The sequence below is a fragment of the Pseudomonas sp. TJI-51 genome, from assembly GCF_000190455.2.
Lineage (GTDB): Bacteria > Pseudomonadota > Gammaproteobacteria > Pseudomonadales > Pseudomonadaceae > Aquipseudomonas > Aquipseudomonas juntendi.
Genome location: NZ_AEWE02000045.1, coordinates 21515 through 45366 on the forward strand (window position 1 = coordinate 21515; position 23852 = coordinate 45366).

Consider the following 23852-nt stretch of genomic DNA (forward strand, 5'->3'; position numbering starts at 1 on the left):
CTCAGAACGCGACCATGGCCTTGGCGGGCGAGGTTTCGACGCCTTTCTGGCCGTTGGGGCCGATTAGCTGCACGTTGATTTTTTGCGTGGCCGGGAAGGCTTTGTACAGGGGGGCCAGGTCCAGCTGGGTGAGTTTCTCCGGGGTGGCGCATGTCAGCTGGTAGTGGGCATTGATATCGCTGTGCATGTGGCCCTTCTCATGCTCGTCACCGTCGTCTTCCGCTTTGGCGGCGTCACCGAACAACGGGCTTTCCAGCGCTTGCTGGTCTTCCTTGCAGCCGGCTGCCGAGGCCAGGCCGAACAGCTTCAACGGTTGTTCCAGCTGCTGGCGCACCGCGGCAACCTTGGCCTTGTCGGCGTCGCTGCTGGCAGCGTGCTCGAAACCAACCAGGTTCATGGCGGGGCTGTCCAGCTCCAGTTCCAGGGTATTGCCGTCGAGCACGACATTGAGCTTGGCCACGCCGTGTTCATGCGCGCCCAGGGTGCCATGGGCGTGGTCGTGATCATGGTCATGGTCTTCGTGGGCATGGGCCACGGCCAGTGGCAGCAAAGCGAAGGGCAGGGCGAGCAACAGGCGACGCATGGGAGGCTCCGGGGCGGGCTGGATGATTGGGTTATGTTATAACAACTTTTCTGCGTCCTGCCAGCCCGCATGGCGCAGGTTTCATCTTGCGGTAGCATGGGCCATCGACCTTGCTCAAGGAATGCATCGTGAGAATTCGTGGACAGATTGGGGAATGGCCGGTGGACCTGACCATCGAGCTTGAGCCTGAAGAGTGGACGCAGTTGGGGCGGCAGACCGAGGTACCTGCGGCGGCGCATGCCGTTGCGGCGGCCCCGGTGGCTGCGCCACGGCAGGATGACGGGCAATGGACGGCGGCGCGCGAGGTGTTGCGCCTGGCGGGGCAAATGAGCGGGCCGCAATTGCTCGACCGGCTGGAAGGGCTGGCCGGCAGTACAGCGGCGGGCAAGCGGCTACTGGTGCGTTTGCGCCACAGCAGTGAGGTGAAGGTGGAAAACGGTGGGGATGCACCGGTTTATCACTGGGTTGGATAAACCGGTGTTGAGGTCCACCTTGTGGGAGCGGGCGTGCCCGCGAACGAGGGCGAAGCCCTCGCCATCAGCTTCAGGTCAGAACATCGCCGCCGACAGCTTGCGACGATAAACCCCAACCAGCGGGTGATCGCCACCCAGCAGTTCAAAGACCTGCAGCATCGCCTTCTGCGGCAGCCCATTGTCATAGCTGCGGTTACGCTGGAACAGCTTCAGCAACCCTTCCAGCGCCGCCTCATACTGCTGGCGCGCCAACTGCTGGACGCTCAGCTGGTAGGCGGCTTCATCATCCTCAGGGTTCTGGGCCAGGCGGCTTTTCAGCTCCGCCACCTCCGGCAGGCTGGCCGCTTGGCGCAGGAAGGTCAGCTGGGCCTTGGCGCCGGCCAGTGCGGCCTTGTGCTCATCGCTCTTGACCGCGTCCAGTACCACCTGCGCCTCCCCCAGCTCGCCACGCTCGGCCAGGCAACGGGCGTACAGGATCAGTGCCTCGGCATTGCTGTTGTCTTCACCCAGCAGGGCCTGCAACAGCGCTTCTGCTTCGGCGAAACGGCTTTCGGCGAACAGCGCCTTGGCCTGTTCCAGCGGCGATGCCTGCGGTGCGGCAGGCATTTGCACGTGCGGCTCGAGCATGGCGCGGATCGCCGATTCCGGCTGGGCACCGGCAAAGCCGTCCACCGGCTGGCCGTCCTTGAACAGCACAACGGTCGGCAGGCTGCGAATGCCGAACTGGGCGACCACCTGTTGTTCCACGTCGCAGTTGATCTTGGCCAGCAGCAGTTCGCCCTGGTAGCCCTCGGCGATCTTCGCCAGCAAGGGCATCAGTGCCTTGCATGGCGCACACCACTCGGCCCAGAAATCTACCAGTACCGGTTTGTGGAAGGAGTTCTCGATCACCAGCTGCTGGAAGGTGGCATCGGTAGCGTCGAAAATGTAAGGCGTGTCTTGGCTCATTGCGCTTCTCGCAAACTCGTGAATACCACCACTATAAGGTGTCGCGGCTGGCGTGGTACAGGCTGACCCGGCGGAATTCGTGCGGCTCGGCCAGGTCGGGCAGGGTCAGCGCTTCAAGCACCCCCAACTGCTGGTAGAGCGGGTGGCTGAAGTCGCGTACCCGCGAGTCGGCCACCAAGGCCTGGCGACCACGGCCAAGAAAAGCATCCAGAAGCGGCAGGTTGGCCCGGTCGTACAGCACGTCGGCGACCAGGATCAGGTCGAAGCGGTCGTCCTCGGCGAAGAAGTCGTCGCTGTAGCCCAGTTGCACACCGTTCAGCGCGGCATTCGCGCGGCAGGCTTGCAGGGCCAGTGGGTCCAGGTCGCAGGCCACCACCTCCCGAGCACCCGCGCGGGCGGCAGCGATGCCGGCAATGCCGGACCCGGCGCCAAAGTCCAGCACCCGCTTGCCGGCCACCCATTCCGGGCGCTCGGCCAGGTAACGGGCCATGGCCAGGCCACTGGCCCAGCAGAAGCTCCAGTAGGGCGGGTCTTCCAGAATGCGCCGGGTTTCGTCGCTGCTGAAGGCGCGGTCCATGTTCTGGTCGTCGATCAGCCACAGTTTCAAGGCGCAGCCGGGCAGTTCGCTGACGACCAGCCGCGCCTCACCTATCAGGCCGCTGAGGGCCTGCTGCAGGGCAAGCGGCGCCACTCAGGGCGCCTTCTCGAAACGTAGCGGCCCGGTGGCCTGGGTCTGCGCCTGGGTGATGCGCAGCGGCGGCAGGTGCATGATCAGCTGGCCGGAGCGGCTGGCGCGGCCACGCAATTCCACGCGTGCGCCGGCCGGGAAGGCTTCGGGGTTGAAGCGCAGTTGGTAGGGCAGGGCCTGGCCGGTAGCGGTCAGGTTGCTGCTGGCCAGCAGGCGCTGCGGGCGGTCGCGTTCGTCGATCACCAGCAACGCCAGTTCCACGTCGGCGCCGGCCGGGATTTCCAGCAATGTACCGCTCAACTCGCGCTGGTAGGCCGGAAGCGGGCCGGGCGCTTCGGCGGTTTTGGCCACGCGGGCCGGTGCCGGCGCAACGGAGGTATCGGTCTTCGGCCTATCGCTGCCGCAGGCGGCGAGCAGGGCGGCGCAGCACAGCACGACGAGCGCTCGGTAGTGCATGGAGGAGTCCTTAACGGGCAGATTTCCCATGGATGTTAACCCCTTTGGCTTGTCTTGCCAGTGCAATGCGCTACCATGGCCCTCCCTTTTTTTGTTGCCTGCCACCATGCACTGTCCCTTTTGCGGTGCCAACGACACCAAGGTCATCGACTCTCGCCTCGTCGCCGAGGGCGAGCAGGTGCGCCGCCGCCGCGAATGCGTGGCCTGTGGCGAGCGCTTCACCACCTTCGAAACCGCCGAGCTGGTGCTGCCCCGGCTGATCAAGCAAGACGGCACGCGCCAGCCTTTCGACGAAGACAAGCTGCGTGCCGGCATGCAGCGGGCGCTGGAAAAACGCCCGGTCAGCGTCGAGCGCCTGGAAGCGGCGCTGGCGCACATCAAGAGCCGCCTGCGTGCCACTGGCGAGCGCGAAGTCAAGTCGCTGGTGGTGGGTGAAATGGTCATGGCCGAGCTGCGAAAGCTCGATGAGGTGGCCTACATCCGCTTTGCCTCGGTGTACCGGCGCTTCCAGGACCTCGACGAGTTCCGTGAAGAAATCGACCGCCTGGCCCGCGAGCCGGCCAAAGAGTGAACATGCCCAGCCAAGCCGCGATTCTTGACGCCCACTACATGGCGCGTGCGCTGGAGCTGGCGCGCAAAGGCCTGTTCACCACCCACCCGAACCCCCGCGTAGGCTGCGTGATCGTGCGCGACGGCGAAGTGGTCGGGGAGGGCTGGCACGTGCGCGCCGGTGAGCCCCATGCCGAAGTGCATGCCCTGCGCCAGGCCGGGGAACGCGCCCGTGGCGCGTGTGCCTATGTCACCCTGGAGCCTTGCAGCCACCATGGCCGCACGCCCCCGTGCGCCGAAGCGCTGGTCAAGGCGGGTGTGGCCCGGGTGGTAGCGGCCATGCAGGACCCTAACCCGCAAGTGGCAGGGCGGGGGCTGCGGCGCCTGGCCGAGGCCGGCATCGAAGTAGCCAGTGGTGTGCTCGAGGCCGAGGCCCGCGCCCTGAACCCGGGCTTTCTCAAGCGCATGGAGCATGGCGTGCCGTACGTGCGCGCCAAGCTGGCCATGAGCCTTGACGGCCGTACCGCCATGGCCAGTGGTGAAAGCCAGTGGATCACCGGCCCGGCCGCGCGCTCGGCCGTGCAGCGCCTGCGCGCCCGCTCCAGCGTGGTGCTGACCAGCGCCGCCAGCGTGCTGGCCGACAACGCGCGCATGACCGTACGGGGCAGCGAGTTGGGCCTGGATGCCGAAACCACCGCCCTGGCGCTCAGCCGCCCACCACTGCGCGTGTTGGTCGATGGCCGCCTGCGCCTGCCGCTGGATGCGCCGTTCTTCCAGGCCGGGCCGGCCCTGGTGGTAACAGCTGTCGCAGATGACCCCGGTTATGCCGCTGCCGGCCACGAACTGCTCTGCCTGCCGGGTGACAATGGCCAGGTTGACCTGGCGGCGCTGCTGCATGCCCTGGGCGCGCGTGGTGTCAACGAAGTGCTGCTGGAAGCCGGTGCCAGCCTGGTCGGTGCCTTTGCCCGCCTTGGCCTGGTGGACGAGTACCAGTTGTTCGTCGCCGGTACCTTCCTCGGCTCCCATGCCCGCCCATTGCTGGACTGGCCAATGGAGCGGATGAGTGAAGCACCGCGCCTGAAAATTACCGAAATGCGCGCAGTGGGCGATGACTGGCGGGTCACAGCCGTGCCCCTGCCGGCGCCCGGCGTATAATACCGGGCTTGCCCCGTGCAAACCGTTTTGAGGAAGACCCCATGTTCACCGGCATCATCGAATCCATTGGCAGCATCCGCAGCCTGACCCCCAAGGGCGGCGACGTTCGCGTCTACGTCGAAACCGGCAAGCTGGACCTGGGTGACGTCAAGCTGGGCGACAGCATCGCCGTCAACGGCGTGTGCCTGACCGCCGTGGAACTGCCTGGTGACGGCTTCTGGGCCGACGTCAGCGTCGAAACCCTCAAGCGCACTGCCTTCATCGACCTCAAGAGCGGCAGCAAGGTCAACCTGGAAAAAGCCCTGACCCCTACTACCCGCCTTGGCGGGCACCTGGTCAGCGGCCATGTCGACGGGGTGGGTGAAATCATCTCGCGCAGCGATAACGCCCGCGCCATCCAGTTCCGCGTACGCGCACCGAAGGAGCTGGCCAAGTACATCGCCCACAAGGGCTCGATCACCGTCGACGGCACCAGCCTGACGGTCAACGAAGTCAATGGCGCCGAGTTCGAGCTGACCATTGTCCCGCACACCCTGTCCGAAACCATCATGGCCGACTACCGCGCAGGGCGTCGGGTGAACCTTGAGGTCGATCTGCTGGCCCGTTACCTGGAGCGCTTGCTGCTGGGTGACAAGGCCGCCGAACCGAGCAAGGGCAGTGGCATTACCGAAAGCTTCCTGGCCGCCAACGGCTTCTTGAAATCCTGATTGAGAAGGGGGTGCCGCGTGGCGCTCAACAGCATCGAAGAACTGGTCGAAGACATCCGCCAGGGTAAAATGGTCATCCTCATGGATGACGAAGACCGCGAGAACGAAGGCGACATCATCATGGCCGCCGAGTGCTGCCAGCCCGAACACATCAACTTCATGGCCAAGCATGCCCGTGGGCTGATCTGCATGCCGATGACCCGTGAGCGTTGCGAAACGCTGAAGCTGCCATTGATGGCGCCGCGCAACGGCTCGGGCTTCGGCACCAAGTTCACCGTGTCGATCGAAGCCGCCGAAGGCGTCACCACCGGCATCTCCGCCGCCGACCGCGCGCGCACTGTGCAAGCCGCTGCTGCCCGGGACGCCAGGGCTGAAGACATCGTCAGCCCTGGCCACATCTTCCCGCTGATGGCCCAGCCTGGCGGCACCCTGGCGCGTGCCGGCCACACCGAAGCGGCCTGCGACCTGGCGCGCATGGCCGGTTTCGAGCCAAGCGGCGTGATCTGCGAAGTGATGAACGACGACGGCACCATGTCGCGCCGCGCCGAGCTGGAAGTCTTTGCTGCCGAGCATGGCCTGAAGATCGGCACCATCGCCGACCTGATCCACTACCGCATGATTCACGAGCGCACCGTGCAACGGGTGTCCGAGCAACCGGTAGAGAGCGAGCTGGGTGAGTTCAACCTGGTCACCTACCGCGATGCGGTGGAAGGCGACGTGCACATGGCCCTGACCCTGGGCAAGATCTGCGCCGAAGAGCCGACCCTGGTGCGGGTACACAACATGGACCCGCTGCGCGACCTGCTGCTGGTCAAGCAACCGGGCCGCTGGAGCCTGCGCGCGGCCATGGCGGCCGTGGCCGAAGCCGGCAGCGGCGTGGTCCTGCTGCTGGGCCACCCGCTGGACGGCGACGTGCTGTTGGCGCACATCCGCGAAAGCGCCGGCGACCTACCGGCCAAGGCACCGACCACCTACAGCACCGTGGGTGCTGGCTCGCAGATCCTGCGCGACCTCGGGGTGCGCAAGATGCGCCTGATGAGTTCGCCAATGAAGTTCAACGCGATATCCGGATTCGATCTGGAAGTTGTAGAATACGTGCCCTCCGAGTGACTTGAGGCGGCAATGACGCCCCCAGCTCGAGTCCAGACCCCTGTCGAGGCCGCTTGCAAGCGGCCTCGCTCTTGAATATGAGAATATCGGAATGACCCTGAAGACCATCGAAGGTACCTTCATCGCCCCCAAAGGTCGCTATGCTTTGGTGGTTGGCCGCTTCAACAGCTTCGTTGTCGAAAGCCTGGTAAGCGGTGCCGTTGACGCCCTGGTTCGCCACGGTGTCAGCGAAAGCGACATCACCATCATCCGTGCCCCGGGTGCATTCGAAATTCCGCTGGTGGCACAGAAGGTCGCCCAGCAAGGCGCCTACGACGCGATCATCGCCCTGGGCGCCGTGATCCGTGGCGGTACCCCGCACTTCGAATACGTGGCGGGCGAATGCACCAAGGGCCTGGCCCAGGTGTCCATGGAGTTCGGTGTTCCGGTGGCCTTCGGCGTACTGACCGTCGATTCCATCGAGCAGGCCATCGAGCGTTCCGGCACCAAGGCTGGCAACAAAGGTGCTGAAGCTGCCCTGTCCGCTCTGGAAATGGTCAGCCTGCTGGCGCAGTTGGAGGCCAAGTGATTAGCGACGAAAGCGATCGTTTCAACCCGCGCGATCCAAAACCTGCGGATGCCGGCAAGCCTTCCAAGAGCGCCAAGCGTCGCGAAGCCCGCAAGCTTGCGACCCAGGCCCTCTATCAATGGCACATGGCCCAGCATTCGCTGAACGAGATCGAAGCGCAGTTCCGGGTGGATAACGATTTCACCGATGTCGACGGTGCCTACTTCCGCGAGATCCTGCATGGGGTCCCGGCAGTCAAGGACGAAATCGACAAAGCGCTGGCCCCGTGCATGACCATTGCCCTGGACGAGCTCGACCCTGTGGAACTGGCCGTGCTGCGCCTGTCCACCTGGGAGCTGATCAAGCGCGTCGACGTACCGTACCGTGTGGTCATCAACGAAGGCGTGGAGCTGGCCAAGGTCTTCGGTGCTACCGACGGTCACAAGTTCGTCAACGGTGTGCTCGACAAGCTTGCCCCGTCCCTGCGTGAAGCAGAAGTCAAGGCGAACAAGCGCTGATCCCGGCGCTGCCTGGCCATGGGTGAATTCGAGCTGATCAACCATTACTTCGCCGCCGCGCCCTGCGCGCAAGGCGGCGAAGGCGTGGCCCTGGGGATCGGCGACGATTGCGCCTTGCTCGACCTTCCCCCCGGTGAACAATTGGCGGTGTCGACCGACACGCTGGTGGCCGGGGTGCATTTCCCTGCCGTTTGCGACCCGCAACTGCTGGGCCAGCGGTCGCTGGCCGTGGCGGCCAGTGACCTGGCCGCCATGGGCGCGACCCCGATCGGCTTCACCCTTGCCCTGACCCTGCCAAGCGTTGGCCCGGACTGGCTTGCAGCCTACGCCAACGGCCTGAGCCGCATGGCGCACCGCTGCCGCATGAGCCTGATTGGCGGCGACACCACCCGTGGCCCATTGAGCATCACCGTGACCGTGTTCGGCCGGGTGCCGGCTGGCCAGGCGTTGCGCCGCAGCGGTGCGCGGCCAGGCGACTTGCTGTGTGTTGGCGGCACCCTGGGCAAGGCCGCCGGTGCCTTGCCGCTGGTACTGGGCGAGCGCCAGGCGCCTGCCGAGCTGGCCGAGCCGCTGCTGGCCCATTACTGGTCGCCGATGCCGCAGCTCACCCTGGGCACATGGCTGCGGGGCAGGGCCACGGCGGCGCTCGACGTCTCCGATGGCCTGCTAGCCGATTGCGGGCATATCGCCAAGGCGTCCGGGGTGGCACTTGAGGTGAACCTGGCCCAGGTGCCAGTGTCTCCTGCCTTGCAGGCATTCCTCGGCCACGAGGCGGCACTGCAGGCAGCACTCACCGGTGGCGATGATTACGTACTGGCCTTCACCTTGCCGCCTGCAGCACTGCCGCCCCTGGCCGAGCTTGGCTTCATCGAGGTACACACCATTGGTCGTGTGCTGCAAGGTCGCGGTGTGACCCTGCGCGACGCACAGGGCCAGGACATCACCCCCGCCCAGCGGGGCTATCAACACTTTAGGGAGACACCGTGACCGATCACCCCAATCAGGTGCCTGCGGAGTTCGTTCCGCCTTCGGTCTGGCGCAACCCATGGCACTTCATCGCGTTCGGCTTTGGTTCCGGCACCTTGCCCAAGGCGCCAGGTACCTGGGGCTCGCTGGTGGCCATACCGTTCATCCCCCTGTGGCAGATGCTGCCCGACTGGGGCTACTGGCTGTTGCTGGGCATCAGCATGCTGTTCGGCATCTGGCTGTGCGGCAAGGTCGCCAATGACTTGCGTGTGCACGATCACGAAGGCATTGTCTGGGATGAAATCGTTGGCATGTGGATCACCCTCTGGCTGGTGCCGGAAGGCTGGCAGTGGCTGCTGGCGGGGTTCCTGATGTTCCGTTTCTTCGACATCCTCAAGCCGTGGCCCATCCGCTGGATCGACCGCCATGTGCACGGGGGCGTCGGCATCATGCTCGACGATATCCTGGCCGGTGTGTTCGCCTGGCTGGGCATGCAGGTTCTGGTATGGGCGGTTGCCTGAAACAGGGAGCGCGTGAATGGCCATGAGGGTTGTGCTGCTGGCGATGCTGCTGAGTGTCGCCCCGTGGGCGGTGGCTGCCGAAGGCCTGCCAAAGCAGATCCAGCTGGTCAGCGAGGAGTGGATCGACTACACCAATGCTGACGGTACCGGCGTTGCCTGGGACGTTCTGCGCAAGGTGTTCGAGCCGGCCGGGGTCAAGGTGGTGACCCAAAGCGCACCCTACAGCCGCGCGGTCGGGCTGGTGAAACGTGGCGAGGCGGATGCCTGGGTCGGCTCCTACAAGGAAGAGAACGGCGACAACCTGTACCCGCGCTGGCACTTCGATATGGATCATATCTATGCGCTGGGGCTGGCCAGCAAGCCTGTGCCCACGTCGCAGAATGTGGGCAAGTACCGCTTGGCCTGGGTACGTGGCTACGACTACGGCAGCTACTTGCCCGATGTGCATGAGTTCCGTGAAATCCAGCGCCGCGAAGGCATTCTGCCGATGCTGGAGCATGACCGTGTGGACTTCTACATCGATTCCCAGACTGAAGTCGATTACGTACTGAACCAGGCATCCCAGCCCGAACGCTTTCGCCGCACCCACGTGGCCGAGCTGCCGCTGTACCTGGCCTTTGCCCGCAACGACCAGGCCAAGGCCCTGCGCGACCTGTTCGACAAGCGCATGGCCGAGCTGGTACGCAGTGGCGAGCTGAAGCCGATTTTCGAGCACTGGCGGCAACCGTATCCGTTTACTGCGGATAGCAAACCGCACTGAGGCCGGGCCTGCCTGGCCTAAGTATCGAACTTTTCGATCTTACCCCGCGGTATTCAGCCAGCCCATAGTGTGCAACCTGCTGATACAATCGGCTCACGAGATATGTCCCACTTTTTCCAGGAGCACAACGTGCCCGTCGTCTTTGTTGCCGCCTCTAAACTCCCGACGCCCTTCGCGACCTTCACCATGCATGGCTTTCTTGATGAAGCCACCGGCCGGGAGCATGTGGTGCTCAGCCTGGGTGACATCGCGGATGGTCAGCCGGTGCTGGGGCGCCTGCATTCCGAATGCCTGACCGGCGATGCCCTGTTCAGCCAGCGCTGCGACTGCGGCTCGCAGCTGGAGGCCGCACTGCAGGCAATCGCCCGCGAGGGCCGCGGCGTATTGCTGTACCTGCGCCAGGAAGGCCGTGGCATTGGCCTGCTGAACAAGATTCGTGCCTACGAGTTGCAGGACGGCGGGGCGGACACCGTGGAAGCCAACGAGCGCCTGGGGTTTGCCGCCGACCAGCGTGACTACGCCATGTGCCTGCCCATGCTCGAACACCTGGGCGTGAAGGCGCTGCGGCTGATGACCAACAACCCACGCAAGGTCAAAGCCCTGACCGACATGAGCATCGTGGTTGCCGAGCGAGTACCGCTGCATACCGGGCATAACCCGCACAACCGCTACTACCTGGCAACCAAGGCCGGCAAGCTTGGCCACATGCTGGGCAACGAACACCAGGGCGAGGTGCCCCAGGCGTGACCCGCGCCGAGGTCAAGCGGCGGCTGGCGCTGGCCTGGTGGCAGTACCTGGCGGTGGGCCTGCTGCCGCTGCCGGTCATGAGCTGGGCTTTTGGCGGCGGTGAGGCGCTGGTGCCGATTCTGGCCATGCCGTTGTTCATTGCCGGCGCGGCCACCATGTTCCTCAGCCTGCCACGTTTCGGTGCCTACAAGCGTGCACTCATCGCCACCTCGAAAGCCCTGGGTACTGCTGAAGAGCCTGCCGCGTGGATCGAGCTGGCACGGGTACGGCGCCTGGCCATGTTGTACGCCTGCTTCCCGGCCTGGGTGGCGGCCCTGTCTGTAGGGGTCGCTCTTGAAGCGGTGCCGCAGATCCTGTTGGCGATATCCACCGTGGTGGTGTTGTCCCTCTACCGCATTCCACGACAGCTCGGCTGATGCGCCTGCTGCCTGGCCTGCTGGCACTGTTCGCCTGTGCCGCGCTGGCTGGCGAACCCTTGCGAGTGGTCAGCCTGGCGCCTTCGATGACGGAAATCATGCTCGAACTGCAGGCCGATGACCTGCTGGTGGGTGTGCTTGATGGGGGCGAACGGCCAAATGCGTTGCGCGATTTACCCTCGGTAGGCCGCCAAGGCCAGCTGAACATGGAGCGCCTGCTGAGCCTGCGCCCCGACCTGTTGCTGCTGTGGCCAGGCAGCGTGCCGCCGGCGCAACGCGAGCAGCTCAAACGCCTGGGTATCACGACCTTCAGCGCCGAACCCCATGACCTGGACCAGCTCATCGAGCAGATCGCCGCGATTGGCGAGCGCGTCGGCCGTGCCGAGCAAGGGCAGCAGTATGCCCGGGCCCTGCGCGAGCGGTTGCGGCAACTGCGCCAGCAGTACCGACGTGACGAGCCCTTGCAGGTGTTCTACCAGGTGTGGGATCGGCCTTTGTACACCCTTGGTGGCCGCCAGGTGGTGAGCGACGCACTGGCCGTATGCGGGGCGCGCAATGTGTTTGCCGACCTCAGCCAACCGGCGCCGCAGGTGAGTGTGGAGTCGGTGTTGCTACGCAACCCCCAGGTCATCCTGGCCGGTGACCAGGCGCAGTTGACCGGCTGGCTGGCCTGGCCGCAGTTGCGCGCCGTTGCCCACGCCGGTTTGCTGGTGGTACCCGATAAAGGTCTGGAGCGCCCGAGCGGGCAAATGATTGAAGCCACCGCCCGCTTGTGTGCGTTGCTGGCCGCTAAAGCGCCGGCGTTCACGTCACGCTGAACAGCACCGTGCGGCCTTCTTCGCGGTACGGGTGGTAGGCCCCTTCGTAGCTGTACAGGGCGCGGCTATAGCGGCGGCCCAGCACGTTATCCAGTTTGGCTTCCAGTTTCACTTCGTCGCTGGCAGCCCAACTGCCACGCAGGCCCAGCAAGCTGTGGCCACCGATGCGGTTGCGGTTGGCCTCATCGTCATAGCTGCTGCTGACGGCCTGCCAGCTGGCGCCCGCGCTGAAACGCCCGAAGTCGCGGTCCAGGTCCAGGCTCAACGTGCGCCGGGCGCGGCGGGCCAGGGTGTGGCCAGTGTCGCGGTCACGTGGGTCGATCAGTGCCATGCCCAACTGGGCGTGCCAACTCGCCCACTGCTGGGACAGGGCCATTTCCAGGCCGTTGATGCGTGCCGAGGCGACGTTGCGCGGGATCGAGTCCTGGCCAAATACGATTGCGTCGCGCAGGTCGGTCCGGTACAGCGAGGTCTCCAGGCGGGTGGTGGTCGCCAGCTGGCTGCGCCACTGCAGCTCATAGCTTTTCGAGTGCTCGGGGTCCAGGTTCGGGTTGCTGTATTGCGGGTAATACAGGTCGTTGAACGTCGGTGCGCGGAAGCCTTCGCTGTAGGACAGCAGCACATCGTTATCCGCGTTCAGCGGCACGGTCAGGCTGCCACTCCAGGTGGTCTGGCCGCCAAACTGCTGGTTGCGGTCGTGGCGCACGCCCAGCTCGGTGGAAAACTGCTCGCCCTGGTAGCGGTGCTGGGCAAAGACCGCCCGGTTCCAGCGGCTGTCTTCGGTGAAGTCGGTACTGGCATGGACACGGTCTTCATACCAGTCCCCACCGATCAGCAATGTGTTTTGTTCGCCCAGGGCGAGGTCGTTCTGCCAGGTCAGCTGATCGCGGTAGGTGTTGAACACGAAGCGCTCGGCGCTCAGCTTGTCACGCTTGTCGTCGCGGTTCTCGCTGTGGGCCAGTTCCAGGCGCGAGCGCCAGGCATCGTTGAGCTGCGCAGCGAAATAGCTGCCCAGGCTGCTGACGCTGAAGTCCGTGTAGGGCTTCTGGCCGAAGCTCTCGAAGGTTACCGGGTCGAACCCCCCGAACGGGTTGTCGTATTCACTGCGGCCACGGCTGTCGAGCAGGTTGACCCCGGCCTCGAAGCGCTCGCTGAAGGTGTGGCTCAGGCTCAGGTTGAAGGACTGGTTACGGTAGGCATCATGGTCGCCGTCACTGGCGAAGGATGGGCCAGTCGAGTCGATGCCGGCTGTTTCATCCAGGCTGGCACCGAGGTTGAAGCGGGTCGCGTCGTTGCCGCCGGAAAGCCCCAGGCTACGCTGGACGGTCTGGTGGCTGCCTGCCGCGATGCGCAGCCGCGGCTGCAGGCCGGGCGTGTTGCTGCGGCGGGTGAAGATCTGGATCACCCCGCCGATGGCATCGCTGCCGTACACCGCCGAGCGCGAGCCACGCAGCACTTCCACCCGTTCGATCTGGTCAACGTCGAGGAACTGCAGGCCGCTGTCGCCCGAAGTGGCGTTGGCAATGCGTACGCCATCCACCAGCACCAGGCTTTGCGCCGCCTTGGTACCGCGTATGAAGATGCCCGGGAGGCTGCCACGGCCGCCAGTGGGGGCCACTTGCACGCCGGGTACGCGGCTTAGCAGGTCGGTGATGCTGGTGGGTTGCAGGCGGTCGATGTCGGCGCGGGTGAAGACCGTGTTGGCGGCGCTGGTGGCGGTGCGCGACTCGACCTGGCGGCTGGCGCTGATCAGCACGTCGGGGAGCTTCAGCGCGTCATCGCGTTCGGCGGCGATTAACAATGTGGGGGCGCAGAGTAGCGCGGCACAGGCAGATTTCTTCATAAGCAGTACCATTTTGCGAGGGCTGCGCCCTCGATCGCGACACAAGGCCGCTCCTACAGGTATTGCGCAAACCGGTAGAGCGGCGCGGTCTCTGTAGGAGCGGCCTTGTGTCGCGAAAGGGCCGCAAGGCGGCCCCGGGGATTACAAGCCGAGCTTGGCCATGCGGGCTTTCACCGAAGCCTCAATCCCGGCCGCATCCAGCCCGCACTCGGCCAGCATCTGCGCCGGCTTGGCATGTTCGACGTAGATATCAGGCAGGCCCAGGTGCAGCAGCGGCTTGACCACGGCCTGGCTGGCCAGGAACTCGCCTACCGCAGCGCCAGCGCCACCCATGATGGCGTTCTCTTCGACGGTGACCAGCAGCTCATGGCTGCCAGCCAGTTCCAGCACCAGGGCTTCGTCCAGAGGTTTGACGAAGCGCATGTCGACCACGGTGGCATCGATCTGCTCGGCAACCTGCATGGCCTCTGCCAACTGCACGCCGAACACCAGCAGGGCGACTGTCTGGCCTTGGCGGCGGACCACGCCCTTGCCGATTTGCAGCGGCTCTAGGTCGCCGCTGATTGGCGCGTTCGGGCCGGTGCCGCGGGGGTAGCGCACGGCAGCCGGGCCGTTGTACAGGTGGCCGGTGCTGAGCATCTTGCGCAGCTCGTTCTCGTCGCTGGGGGTCATCACCAGCATGCCCGGGATGCAGCGCAGGTAAGACAAGTCGTAGCTACCCGCATGGGTCGGCCCGTCTTCGCCTACCAGCCCGGCGCGGTCGATGGCGAACAGCACATCGAGGTTCTGCACCGCCACATCGTGGATGAGCTGGTCGTAGGCGCGCTGCAGGAAGGTGGAGTAGATCGCCACCACGGGCTTGCTGCCCTCGCAGGCCATGCCGGCGGCCAGGGTGACGGCGTGCTGCTCGGCGATCGCCACATCGAAGTAGCGTTGCGGGTAGCGCTCGCTGAAATCGACCAGGTCGGAGCCTTCTTTCATCGCCGGGGTGATGCCCACCAGGCGGTTGTCGGCAGCGGCCATGTCGCACAGCCACTGGCCGAACACCGCGGAGTATTTCGGCCCGCTGGCCTTCTTCGGCGCGACAGGCTTGTCGGCGGGCTCCAGCTTGGTAATGGCGTGGTAGCCGATAGGGTCGAGTTCGGCGGGGGCGAAGCCCTTGCCCTTCTTGGTCACCACGTGCAGGAACTGCGGGCCCTTCAGGTCACGCATGTTGCGCAAGGTGGCGATCATGGTCGGCAGGTCATGGCCGTCGATCGGGCCGATGTAGTTCCAGCCCAGCTCTTCGAACAGTGTGCCCGGCACCAGCATGCCCTTGGCGTACTCTTCGGTGCGCCGGGCGATTTCCCAGGCACCGGGCAGGCGCGACAGCACTTTCTTGCTGCCTTCGCGCATGCTGGCGTAGGTACGGCTGGACAGGATCTTGGCCAGGTAGTTGGACAGGCCGCCGACATTGCGCGAAATCGACATGTCGTTGTCGTTGAGGATCACCAGCATGTCGGCATTGACTTCCTGGGCGTGGTTCAACGCCTCGAAGGCCATGCCGGCGGTAAGGGCGCCATCACCGATCACGGCGATCGACTTGCGCGCGCTGTTCTGCAGGCGGGCGGCAATGGCCATGCCCAGCGCTGCGCTGATCGAGGTACTGGAGTGGCCCACGCCAAAGGTGTCGTACTCGCTTTCGCTGCGGCGCGGGAAGGCGGCGATACCGTCCTTCTGGCGCAGGCTGAGCATGCGGTTACGGCGCCCGGTCAGAATCTTGTGCGGGTAGGCCTGGTGGCCCACGTCCCACACCAGCCGGTCGTCCGGGGTGTCGAACACGTAGTGCAGGGCGATGGTCAGTTCGATCACGCCCAGGCCGGCACCAAAATGCCCACCGGTCTGCCCCACGGTATACAGCAACTCCTGGCGCAACTCGTCGGCCAGGGTCTCCAGGTCGGCTTCGGCCAGCCGGCGCAGGCCGGCAGGCGTGTCAGCGCGGTCGAGCAACGGCGTGACCGGGCGTTCGCGGGGAATCTCTTGAAACGTCGTGGGCATCAGGCGAGTCGTTATAGGTGTGTGAAGACGCGGCAGTTTACCCCATTGTGGGAAAAGTGCCCATTCGACCACTGCTTGTGACACCCCAATGGCGCGGGTATCCGTGCTTAGTTGCGGCGCTCGACGATATAGCGCGCCAGTGCCCGCAGCGGCTCGGCTTTTTCGCCGAACCCTTCCAGTGCGACCAGCGCCTGGTCGCGCAGTTCGATCGCATAGGCCTTGGCCGCGTCCAGGCCCAGCAGGGCCGGGTAGGTCGGTTTGTCACGGGCGATGTCTGCCCCTTGGCGTTTGCCCAGGGTGGCGGTGTCGCCTTCCACGTCGAGGATGTCGTCCTGAACCTGGAATGCCAGGCCAATGGCCTGTGCATAAGTTTGCAGGGCGTCCAGTTGCTGCTGGCCGGCACGGGCGCTGGCCAGTGCACCCAGGCGCACGCTGGCTTCGATCAGGGCGCCGGTCTTGTGCCTGTGCATGAATGCCAGTGCCCGCTGGTCGAGCTTCAGCCCGACCGAGCCAAGGTCGATGGCCTGGCCGCCCACCATGCCGGCTGGGCCGGCGGCCGTGGCCAGGGCCTGGACCATGGCCAGGCGGACGCTGTCGGCTTGCGGGCTGAGGTGCGGATCGAGCAGGGCGCTGAACGCCAGGCTCTGCAACCCGTCACCGGCCAGGATGGCGCAGGCTTCGTCGAAGGCCTTGTGCGTGGTGGGCTGGCCCCGGCGCAGGTCGTCGTCATCCATGGCAGGCAGGTCGTCATGCACCAGCGAGTAGGCATGGATCAGCTCCACCGCACAGGCCGCGCCGTTGGCCTGTTCGGCCGGGGCACCCAGGGCTTCGCACGCGGCGTAGGCCAGCAGTGGCCGCACGCGTTTGCCGCCGTTCATCACGCTGTAGCGCATGGCGGCATAGAGGCGTTCGAGTTCTTTGGTCGGGGCGACGAACAGCGGTTCGAGGGCTGCATCCACCCGCCTCTGGCAACTGGCCTGGTAGCTGCCGATCATGCTTCGGGCTCCGCGTCGAAGGGCTGGGCAGCCAGCTCGCCATCACGCTCCAGCAGAATTTGCACCTTCTGCTCGGCCTGGGCCAGGGCACCTTGGCATTCTCGGGTCAGCGCGATGCCTTGCTCGAAAGCGGCCAGCGACTCTTCCAGCGACAACTCGCCGTTCTCCAGGCGCTCGACCAGTGTTTGCAGGTCTGCGAGGGATTGCTCGAAATCAAGGGAGGATTTTTTGCGGGCCATGGCGACTGTCTCGGAGGCATTCAGAACGGCGCGACACTAGCAGAGCGGGGCGGGGGGAGCAAACTTCCGGGGCAGTGAGGTTGGTTTCACAGGCCCTTTCGCGGGCACGCCCGCTCCCACAGGTCCATCACAGCGTTCAAGCGCTGCGCAATACCTGTGGGAGCGGGCGTGCCCGCGAATTGGGCCTGTCAGGCCGGCTCGGCTTCCAGCGCCACCATCGCCTCCCGGTACCGCGCCAGCTCTTCAATGGTCAGCACTGGCAAATTGTACTGCCGCGCGTACACCGCCACCTGTTCGCCACGGGCCATGGTCCCGTCCGGGTTCATCAGTTCGCACAGCACCGCCGCCGGGCGCAGGCCGGCAAGGCGGGCCAGGTCCACCGAACCTTCGGTATGCCCGCGGCGGGTCAGCACGCCGCCACTGCGGGCACGCAGCGGGAATACATGCCCCGGGCTGACGATATGACGCTGTTCGGCGCTGGAACGCAGTGCCGCAGCAATGGTGGTGAGGCGGTCCTGGGCAGAAACCCCGGTGGTGATCCCTTCGGCCGCCTCGATGGTGACGGTGAAGCCGGTGCCATGTCGGGCCTGGTTGTTCTGCACCATGGGCGCCAGCTGCAACGCATCGACGGTGGCTTCGTCCAGGCACAGGCAGACGATACCGCTGCAATCGCGAATCATCATGGCCATGGTTTGCAGCGTAATGTTTTCGGCGGCGGCAATGATGTCCGCCTCGTCTTCGCGGTCGTCATCGTCCAGCAACAGGACAGGGCGCCCAGCCTTGAAGGCGGCGATGGCGGCGGAAACATTGGGGTAGTGCGCGTGGTGCTGGGTGGACATGAAACGCTCCTCGTGAATGATCGATGAACGTCTCGGGGCGAACAAAATGCGTGCGCAGGGGCGCCCGGATGGCCCCCGCCTGACGCCTTCTTTCATCCGGACTATGACCGTCGGCTCTGGAGTTGCACCAGATCTGCTGACCCCCGGCATGGCCGGGGCGCTCGCGGGCTCATCTTTCGATTTACCGCCGGTGGGGACTTTCACCCCGCCCTGAAGACCGCCACAGCATACCGCACGTGGCCACCCCGCTGGCAAGCCGCGGTTCTACGACCTTTGGCGGTAGCGTGGGGCGGGCGTTGTGGAAGGTGCTGACAGGCTTACCGCGACATCCCTTCAATCACCTGCTTCAGCGAAGCCGGCAACATAGGCCCATGCCCCAACCCGGCAAACCGCTCGAAACGAACCTGCAAGCCTGGCACCCTGGCCAGGCTTGCCACCAGCTCACGCGCCGGCCGCTCGACATCGCCTTGCACCTGCGTGCGCGGGTTCGCCGGCTCTTCACTGCCACGCATCAGCAACAGCCGCGGCCGGCTGCTTCCCAGGCGCTGCTCGAGCCCCTGCGCCTCACCCGCGATCGCGCCGTCGTGCCACCATAGCGAAGGGCTGGCAGCCGCATAGTCGCTGAATGACCAAGGCCGGGTGAAAAGCGCATGCAAAACGGCCAGCCCGCCATAGGAATGCCCCCACAATGTCTGCCGTTGCAGGTCGATCGGTGCCACATCTGCCACCATCGCCCGCATGCGCCCGGTCAGCAGGTCCAGGAAAACGTCGGCACCGCCACTGGGCGCTCCGGTCAGTGGGTCAAGCTGCTCAGCCTGGCCAGGCACCGCCGGGGTGTAATCCCGGGTGCGCCCGGCACGGTCGATACGCTGCTCGGTCTGGTACCCCACCGCCACCAGCAATGGCGCCTGCCCTGCGGCAAGCCGGCCCAGCTGCTGGCCATCCAGTGCGCCCAGCGCGGCATTGCCATCGAGCATCCACAGCACCGGGTAGCCCGCCGCTGGCGCCGGCTGGTTCGGTTTGCCGACCCACAGCCGGTAATGCCGCTGGCCGTCGGCCGAGTCCAGGTCGAGCTGAGTGAAGCGGTAGGCCAGGTCATGGCGCTGCAGCAGTGAGGTGTCCATCTTCTGCTCATGGTCGGGCTGCGCAAGGGCAACATGAGCAGCAAGCGGCTGTGCCAGGCACAGTGCCATCGTCATGGCCAGGGTCAACTTGCTCATCAGGCATCTCTTCAGGGCTTTGCAGGCGCGCAAAGCGGGAACAGCAAGATGATAATCAGTCCTGATTGAGGGTAAAGCGCATTAACTTTCTAAACAGTCCCGGGCCGCCGGCAAGGTCATGTGCAGGCACAGGCCAGGGTGGCCATTGCTGGCCCACAAGCGGCCACCCTGCAGTTCGATGGCGCGGCGGGCGATGGCCAGGCCCAGGCCAAAGCCAGCGCCACTTTCGGTCAGCCGCTGGTAAGGCTGGAAGATGCGCTCCAGGTCGGCGTGCGCGACCCCCGGCCCCTGGTCACTCAGGCGCAGGTGCCAGTAATCCCCCTCGCGCCAGCCATCCAGGCTGACCCGGCCTTCGGCGGGCGAGTGGCGAACGGCATTGCGGATCAGGTTTTCCAGGGCCTGGGCCAGGCTGTCGAGGTTGGCCTGCACCCGGCACGCGGTGCCCAACGAACAAGGCAGGCGGCTTGGCGCCCAGCCACTTTCGAAACAGACGTCCTGGCACAAGGCTTCCCAGACGGCCACCATCAGCACCGGCTCGGTCGGCAGGCTGGGCTGTTCGGTGTCCAGCCAGGCCAGGTCCAGGGTGTCCTCCAGCAGCTTTTGCATGTCGGCGACTTCGCGGTCCAGGCGCTCGCGCAACTGCGGCGGCGGCAAGTCGCTGTCATGGGCGATGCGCAGCCGCGCCAACGGCGTACGCAGCTCGTGGGACAGCGTACGCAGCAGCAGGCGCTGTTGCTCCAGGCTCTGGCGCAGGCGTACCGCCATGTGCTCGAAGGCTTGGGCCAGCTCACCCAGCTCATCGCGGCGCTCCTGCAACGGCAGCGCGGGGCTGTCTAGGTCGTCGGCCCGCAAGGCGTCGGCCCGGTCGCGCAGGCGGTTCAGGGGAACTACCAGATGGCGGTACAGGGCCAGGCCCAGCAACAGGGCAAGCAGGGTGGGGGCGACCCCATGGGTGATCAGGTGGGTCCAGGGCGTGAGGCCAGTGGGTAGCAGGCGTTCGGGTAATTGCATCACCAGCCGGCCATTTTCGGGGTGTTGCGGGAACGCGATGCTGACGTACGGCAGTTCGTCCTGCAGGCGCCGGCTCATGGGCCAGTTCAGCTTGCGCATGAAGGTAAGGTGGCTGGCCTCCTCGGCGCTCAGTGGCGTGGTGCCCAGGCTTTGCAGGTGGGGGCCGATCAAGGCTGCCCAGGTGCCTTCGGTACGTTGCAGCTGCCTGCGCCAGGCTTCGGCGCCCGTGGCGCCGCCTTGGTTCCAGGCGTGTTCGGCCTGTTGCGCGTAGCGCGCCAGGTATTGCTGGTCAGCCGGCGACAGGAAGTAGGTACTGCGTTCCACCGACAGCCCCCAGGTCCAGATCAGCCAGGTCAGCAGCAGACAGAAACCGACCTGCAACAGGGCCAGTTTCCACAGCAGGGGGTGCCGCCGCATCAGGGCTGGTCCGTGTCTATCAGGATGTACCCTTGGCCCCTGACCGCCTGGATCTGCAAGTGCTGGGCGCTGATGTCGGCCAGCTTGCGGCGCAAGTTGCACACATGCACATCCAGGCCACGGTCCAGGCGCGTGTAGGCGCGGTGCAGCACGGTCTGGTAGAGGAAAGGTTTGCTCAAGGCCTCGCCGGGGTGAGCCCGCAGCGTGGCCAGCAGGCGGAATTCGGATGCGGTCAGCCCGGCAGGCCTGCCCTGGTGAAGGGCGTCCTGGCGCTCATGGTCCAGCATCACTGCCCCCCCATCGGCCCGCAACGCCGGCCCGCGGTCGAGCGCCACGCGCCGTAGCAGGGCATCGACCCGGGCGTCGAGTTCGGCCAGGCTGAACGGCTTGGGCAGGTAATCGTCCGCGCCCCGGGTAAAGCCACGGATGCGATCCTGTTCGGCCCCCAGCGCCGACATCAGCATCACTGGCACCGCTTGCTGGTGGCGCAGTTCGTCCAGCAGGCTGAGGCCGTCGATGCCCGGCAGCATGATGTCCAGCAAAACCAGGTCGAAGCGTGATTGCCGTATGGCACTCAGGGCCTGGCTGCCATTGGCGCAGGCCAGCACCTGAAACCCACGGTTGAGGAAATGGCGTTCCAGGTCCTGGCGCAGGCGTGGGTCGTCTTCGGCAAGGAGCAGTGAGGTGGGCACGTTGAGCCTTGAATGAGAATTTCTATCAGTTAGCCATCATCCCATTGACCGTGGGGCGAGGGCAACGCCGCAATGTGTTAAGAAGGTTAATCATGCTGCACCCCGGTTTTCGCTCCGGTATCTTCCGCAAAAAGCAATTTCTGTCGTTTGCGAATTATTATCAATTGGGCGAGGGTGTGTCATGAGCGGTTTGAACAGTGTGGGGGGCCCGCGACGGGTGCGGGGCTGGCTGGTAGTAGGGCTGCTGGCGCCCTTTTCGGTGTCGGCACTGGCTGAAACGGTAGCGACGCAGGCGGCCGGTGGTGGCAACTCGCTCGACCTGCCGGCACTGACCATCGAGGGCAACCGCCTGTACGACATGCTGCCTTCGGAGCAAACCGGCGGCTACAGTGTCGATGCTGCAACCGTGGGCACCAAGACCCCGGCGGCGCTCAAGGACATCCCGCAGTCGATTACGGTGTACACCCAGGATTACGTCAAGGATCGCCAGTTCGTGCACCTGGATGACCTGGCCAAGTACACCGCCGGCCTGCGGACCCTGACCAACGACAGTGGCCGCTCATCCATCTATGCCCGTGGCTACGAGTACAGTGAGTTCAATATCGACGGGCTACCGGCGCCCATGGCCAGCATCTTCGGTACTGTACCGTCGTTGGCAGCGTTCGACCGGGTCGAAATCATGCGCGGCCCGGCGGGGCTGTTCAGCAGCACCAGCGAGCTGGGCGGCATCGTGAACATGGTGCGCAAGCGCCCCACCGCCGAGTTCCAGGGCCACGTCGAAGGCAGCTATGGCACATGGGACACCAACCACGAAGAACTCGACCTGAGCGGGCCGCTGGACGATGCGGGTCGTGTGCGTGGGCGCTTCATCGCTTCGCGTGATGACACCAATGGCGAGGTCGACTACAACGCCAACACCAGCAATAGCTACTATGGTGCCCTGGACATCGACCTGAGCGACGCTACTGCCGTTTCGTTCGGCCTGATGCACGAAGTGAAGAACATCACCCCGCATAATGGCTACCCGGCCACCTTGTCGGGTGAGGTGCCCGACTTCAGCCATTCACGCTTCCTCGGGGCCGACTGGAACTACTTCGACGGCAAGACCACCGACCTGGTCGCCGAACTGACCCACCGCTTCGACAACGGCGGTTACGGCCGTATTGCCGCCCGTGGCTCCCACCGCGACACCCAGTACCTGTACGCCTTCACCGCCACCAACGCCACTACCGGTGGCAATTCCGAGCGTGCCAGCGCCCGCGATTTCACGCAGGACACCTACTCGCTGGACGCCAGCTACAGCCAGCCGTTCGAGACCTTCGGCCAGGTCAGCGAGTTCGTGGTCGGCAGCGACTACAAGAACTACGACACCGAGTACCTCAATGGCACGACCAACCTGGGCGCCATCAACGTCAACACCTACTCGCCAAAGCAGTTTGCCAAGCCGTCGCCCAACTACAGCACCGAAACCGGTATGCAGGAAGAGGAATATGGCCTGTACTCCAAGGTTACCTTCCGCCCCGTCGAGCGCCTGGCGCTGATCGCCGGTGGGCGTTTCAGCTGGTACCGCGGTGACTTCTACACCACCACCCTCGGCAGTGGCGCCAGCACCAACGACAGCAAGCGCGTCGACGGCCACTTCACCCCCTACGGCGGCGTGGTCTACGACCTCACCGACACCCACGCGCTGTACGCCAGTTATTCGCAGGTGTTCAAGCCGCAGTCAGCCACCGACAGCAGCGGCCGGGTGTTGAAGCCCCGGGAAGGCGAGCAGTATGAATTCGGCTTGAAAAGCAGCTACTTCGGGGGCGACCTGAACACGCGGTTGTCGGTATTCCGCCTGACCGACAAGCACCGTTCTACCACCCTGTACGACGCCGATGGCGTGGCGACCACCGACTCGGTAGCCGCCGGTAAAACCCGGGTCAAGGGCGCGGAAGTGGAAGTAAGCGGCAAGCTGACGCCGAACTGGGAACTGCTGGCCGGCTACACCTGGATGGAAACCGAAACCGTCAAGGGCGATGCCGAGACCACGTTCTTCATCATGCCGCGCAACCAGGCCTCATTGTGGAGCAAGTACACCATCAGCCGAGGCCCGTTGAGCGGCCTGGCAATCGGGGGCGGTATTTCGGCGATGAGCGACTTTTACGCCGAGAACGGTGGCGTGCGCATCGATGCGCCAGGGTATGCCACGGTGGATGCGATGCTGTCGTACCCGGTCACTTCGCAGCTGACCGCCACATTCAACGTCAACAACCTGTTCGACCGCGATTACTTGTCGCGCGTGGGCTCGACGTCGACCTTCAACTTCTATGGGCCGTCGCGCAGCATGATGGTGGGCGCGCGCTATGACTTCTGAGGGTTGCTCTGGCTGAAAGCGCTCTGCCCGGGCGGGCAGGCGAGTATGCGGGGGCATTAAAAAGCCGGCTTGTGGCCGGCTTCTCGGGGACGCTTCCGACTAATTTATGGTAAGCCGCAATCGCCTTAACTGTGTGGCCATCAAGGGCCTGGAAGAGATGGCAGACACCCGTGTGAGATGTCGCCGAGCCCTCTGGACTGCGGCTTGCGCCGGTCGGGGCTGGATGTGCGGCGTAGCA

At 65.1% G+C, this 23852-nt stretch carries 26 protein-coding genes and 1 riboswitch; of the genes, 14 read left to right on the top strand and 12 right to left on the bottom strand.

Annotated features, from left to right (window positions below):
• Nucleotide 1: 1 nt before the first annotated feature.
• The gene (locus G1E_RS10205) at nucleotides 2-583 is read right to left on the bottom strand and encodes a DUF2796 domain-containing protein (RefSeq protein WP_009685705.1); all 582 of its coding nucleotides are present in this window, start codon (nucleotides 581-583) and stop codon (nucleotides 2-4) included.
• Nucleotides 584-711: 128 nt separating this feature from the next.
• Between G1E_RS10205 and G1E_RS10210 the strand changes: the two genes are divergently transcribed.
• Entirely contained in the window at nucleotides 712-1056 is a 345-nt protein-coding gene (locus tag G1E_RS10210; RefSeq protein WP_033690952.1) for a hypothetical protein, read from the top strand.
• Between the two features lie 75 nt (nucleotides 1057-1131).
• Here the strand turns inward: G1E_RS10210 and trxA are convergent, their stop codons facing one another.
• Genes trxA through G1E_RS10225 form a run of 3 tightly spaced genes read right to left on the bottom strand, consistent with a single transcriptional unit; the run spans nucleotide 1132 to nucleotide 3148 of the window.
• Nucleotides 1132-2004, bottom strand: a complete 873-nt coding sequence (gene trxA, locus G1E_RS10215; RefSeq protein ID WP_009685707.1) for a thioredoxin — start codon at nucleotides 2002-2004, stop codon at nucleotides 1132-1134.
• Nucleotides 2005-2035: 31 nt separating this feature from the next.
• Nucleotides 2036-2695 (bottom strand): methyltransferase, encoded by a 660-nt coding sequence (locus G1E_RS10220; protein ID WP_009685708.1) that lies wholly within the window; start codon nucleotides 2693-2695, stop codon nucleotides 2036-2038.
• On the bottom strand, nucleotides 2696-3148 hold the full coding sequence (locus tag G1E_RS10225) for a YbaY family lipoprotein (RefSeq protein WP_009685709.1): 453 nt from the start codon (nucleotides 3146-3148) through the stop codon (nucleotides 2696-2698).
• A gap of 106 nt (nucleotides 3149-3254) precedes the next feature.
• Here G1E_RS10225 and nrdR point away from each other — a divergent pair, with 106 nt between their 5' ends.
• The 12 genes from nrdR (at nucleotide 3255) to G1E_RS10285 (ending at nucleotide 11962) form a co-directional block, all read left to right on the top strand.
• The gene (nrdR, locus tag G1E_RS10230) at nucleotides 3255-3719 is read left to right on the top strand and encodes a transcriptional regulator NrdR (protein ID WP_009685710.1); all 465 of its coding nucleotides are present in this window, start codon (nucleotides 3255-3257) and stop codon (nucleotides 3717-3719) included.
• A 2-nt stretch (nucleotides 3720-3721) separates the two neighbouring features.
• On the top strand, nucleotides 3722-4852 hold the full coding sequence (gene ribD, locus G1E_RS10235; protein WP_009685711.1) for a bifunctional diaminohydroxyphosphoribosylaminopyrimidine deaminase/5-amino-6-(5-phosphoribosylamino)uracil reductase RibD: 1131 nt from the start codon (nucleotides 3722-3724) through the stop codon (nucleotides 4850-4852).
• A 41-nt stretch (nucleotides 4853-4893) separates the two neighbouring features.
• Nucleotides 4894-5559: a riboflavin synthase gene (locus tag G1E_RS10240; protein WP_009685712.1), complete on the top strand. Its 666-nt coding sequence runs from the start codon at nucleotides 4894-4896 to the stop codon at nucleotides 5557-5559.
• Nucleotides 5560-5577: 18 nt separating this feature from the next.
• A complete protein-coding gene (ribBA, locus tag G1E_RS10245; protein WP_009685713.1) occupies nucleotides 5578-6669 on the top strand; it encodes a bifunctional 3,4-dihydroxy-2-butanone-4-phosphate synthase/GTP cyclohydrolase II in 1092 nt (363 codons plus the stop codon).
• A gap of 91 nt (nucleotides 6670-6760) precedes the next feature.
• Entirely contained in the window at nucleotides 6761-7237 is a 477-nt protein-coding gene (ribE, locus tag G1E_RS10250) for a 6,7-dimethyl-8-ribityllumazine synthase (RefSeq protein WP_003255395.1), read from the top strand.
• Entirely contained in the window at nucleotides 7234-7734 is a 501-nt protein-coding gene (nusB, locus tag G1E_RS10255; protein WP_009685714.1) for a transcription antitermination factor NusB, read from the top strand. The genes ribE and nusB overlap by 4 nt, the downstream gene beginning before the upstream one ends.
• 18 nt (nucleotides 7735-7752) lie before the next feature.
• Complete coding sequence (gene thiL / locus G1E_RS10260) at nucleotides 7753-8721, top strand: thiamine-phosphate kinase (RefSeq protein ID WP_009685715.1); 969 nt, start codon at nucleotides 7753-7755, stop codon at nucleotides 8719-8721.
• Entirely contained in the window at nucleotides 8718-9221 is a 504-nt protein-coding gene (locus tag G1E_RS10265; RefSeq protein WP_009685716.1) for a phosphatidylglycerophosphatase A, read from the top strand. The genes thiL and G1E_RS10265 overlap by 4 nt, the downstream gene beginning before the upstream one ends.
• A 16-nt stretch (nucleotides 9222-9237) precedes the next feature.
• On the top strand, nucleotides 9238-9981 hold the full coding sequence (locus G1E_RS10270) for an ABC transporter substrate-binding protein (protein WP_009685717.1): 744 nt from the start codon (nucleotides 9238-9240) through the stop codon (nucleotides 9979-9981).
• Nucleotides 9982-10110: 129 nt separating this feature from the next.
• The gene (ribA, locus tag G1E_RS10275) at nucleotides 10111-10728 is read left to right on the top strand and encodes a GTP cyclohydrolase II (RefSeq protein WP_029886268.1); all 618 of its coding nucleotides are present in this window, start codon (nucleotides 10111-10113) and stop codon (nucleotides 10726-10728) included.
• Entirely contained in the window at nucleotides 10725-11144 is a 420-nt protein-coding gene (locus G1E_RS10280; protein WP_047149798.1) for a hypothetical protein, read from the top strand. The genes ribA and G1E_RS10280 overlap by 4 nt, the downstream gene beginning before the upstream one ends.
• The gene (locus G1E_RS10285; RefSeq protein ID WP_009685720.1) at nucleotides 11144-11962 is read left to right on the top strand and encodes a cobalamin-binding protein; all 819 of its coding nucleotides are present in this window, start codon (nucleotides 11144-11146) and stop codon (nucleotides 11960-11962) included. Before G1E_RS10280 ends, G1E_RS10285 begins: the two co-directional genes overlap by 1 nt.
• Here the strand turns inward: G1E_RS10285 and G1E_RS10290 are convergent.
• From G1E_RS10290 to G1E_RS10325, 8 genes are all read right to left on the bottom strand, one after another.
• On the bottom strand, nucleotides 11949-13805 hold the full coding sequence (locus G1E_RS10290) for a TonB-dependent receptor domain-containing protein (protein WP_047149799.1): 1857 nt from the start codon (nucleotides 13803-13805) through the stop codon (nucleotides 11949-11951). The two genes, G1E_RS10285 and G1E_RS10290, sit on opposite strands and share 14 nt — an antisense overlap.
• 141 nt (nucleotides 13806-13946) lie before the next feature.
• Entirely contained in the window at nucleotides 13947-15842 is a 1896-nt protein-coding gene (dxs, locus tag G1E_RS10295; RefSeq protein ID WP_047149800.1) for a 1-deoxy-D-xylulose-5-phosphate synthase, read from the bottom strand.
• A 107-nt stretch (nucleotides 15843-15949) separates the two neighbouring features.
• Complete coding sequence (gene ispA, locus G1E_RS10300) at nucleotides 15950-16837, bottom strand: (2E,6E)-farnesyl diphosphate synthase (protein ID WP_009685725.1); 888 nt, start codon at nucleotides 16835-16837, stop codon at nucleotides 15950-15952.
• The gene (locus tag G1E_RS10305) at nucleotides 16834-17076 is read right to left on the bottom strand and encodes an exodeoxyribonuclease VII small subunit (RefSeq protein WP_009685726.1); all 243 of its coding nucleotides are present in this window, start codon (nucleotides 17074-17076) and stop codon (nucleotides 16834-16836) included. The genes ispA and G1E_RS10305 overlap by 4 nt, the downstream gene beginning before the upstream one ends.
• Before the next feature lie 188 nt (nucleotides 17077-17264).
• On the bottom strand, nucleotides 17265-17915 hold the full coding sequence (gene ribB / locus G1E_RS10310; RefSeq protein ID WP_047149801.1) for a 3,4-dihydroxy-2-butanone-4-phosphate synthase: 651 nt from the start codon (nucleotides 17913-17915) through the stop codon (nucleotides 17265-17267).
• A gap of 80 nt (nucleotides 17916-17995) precedes the next feature.
• Nucleotides 17996-18137: riboswitch (FMN riboswitch) on the bottom strand.
• 95 nt (nucleotides 18138-18232) lie between these two features.
• Complete coding sequence (locus G1E_RS10315; protein WP_047149802.1) at nucleotides 18233-19135, bottom strand: alpha/beta hydrolase; 903 nt, start codon at nucleotides 19133-19135, stop codon at nucleotides 18233-18235.
• An 81-nt stretch (nucleotides 19136-19216) separates the two neighbouring features.
• A complete protein-coding gene (locus G1E_RS10320; RefSeq protein ID WP_009685731.1) occupies nucleotides 19217-20563 on the bottom strand; it encodes a sensor histidine kinase in 1347 nt (448 codons plus the stop codon).
• On the bottom strand, nucleotides 20563-21255 hold the full coding sequence (locus G1E_RS10325; RefSeq protein WP_009685732.1) for a response regulator transcription factor: 693 nt from the start codon (nucleotides 21253-21255) through the stop codon (nucleotides 20563-20565). Before G1E_RS10325 ends, G1E_RS10320 begins: the two co-directional genes overlap by 1 nt.
• 181 nt (nucleotides 21256-21436) lie before the next feature.
• Here G1E_RS10325 and G1E_RS10330 point away from each other — a divergent pair, with 181 nt between their 5' ends.
• Complete coding sequence (locus tag G1E_RS10330; RefSeq protein ID WP_009685733.1) at nucleotides 21437-23614, top strand: TonB-dependent siderophore receptor; 2178 nt, start codon at nucleotides 21437-21439, stop codon at nucleotides 23612-23614.
• The last annotated feature ends 238 nt before the right edge of the window (nucleotides 23615-23852 follow it).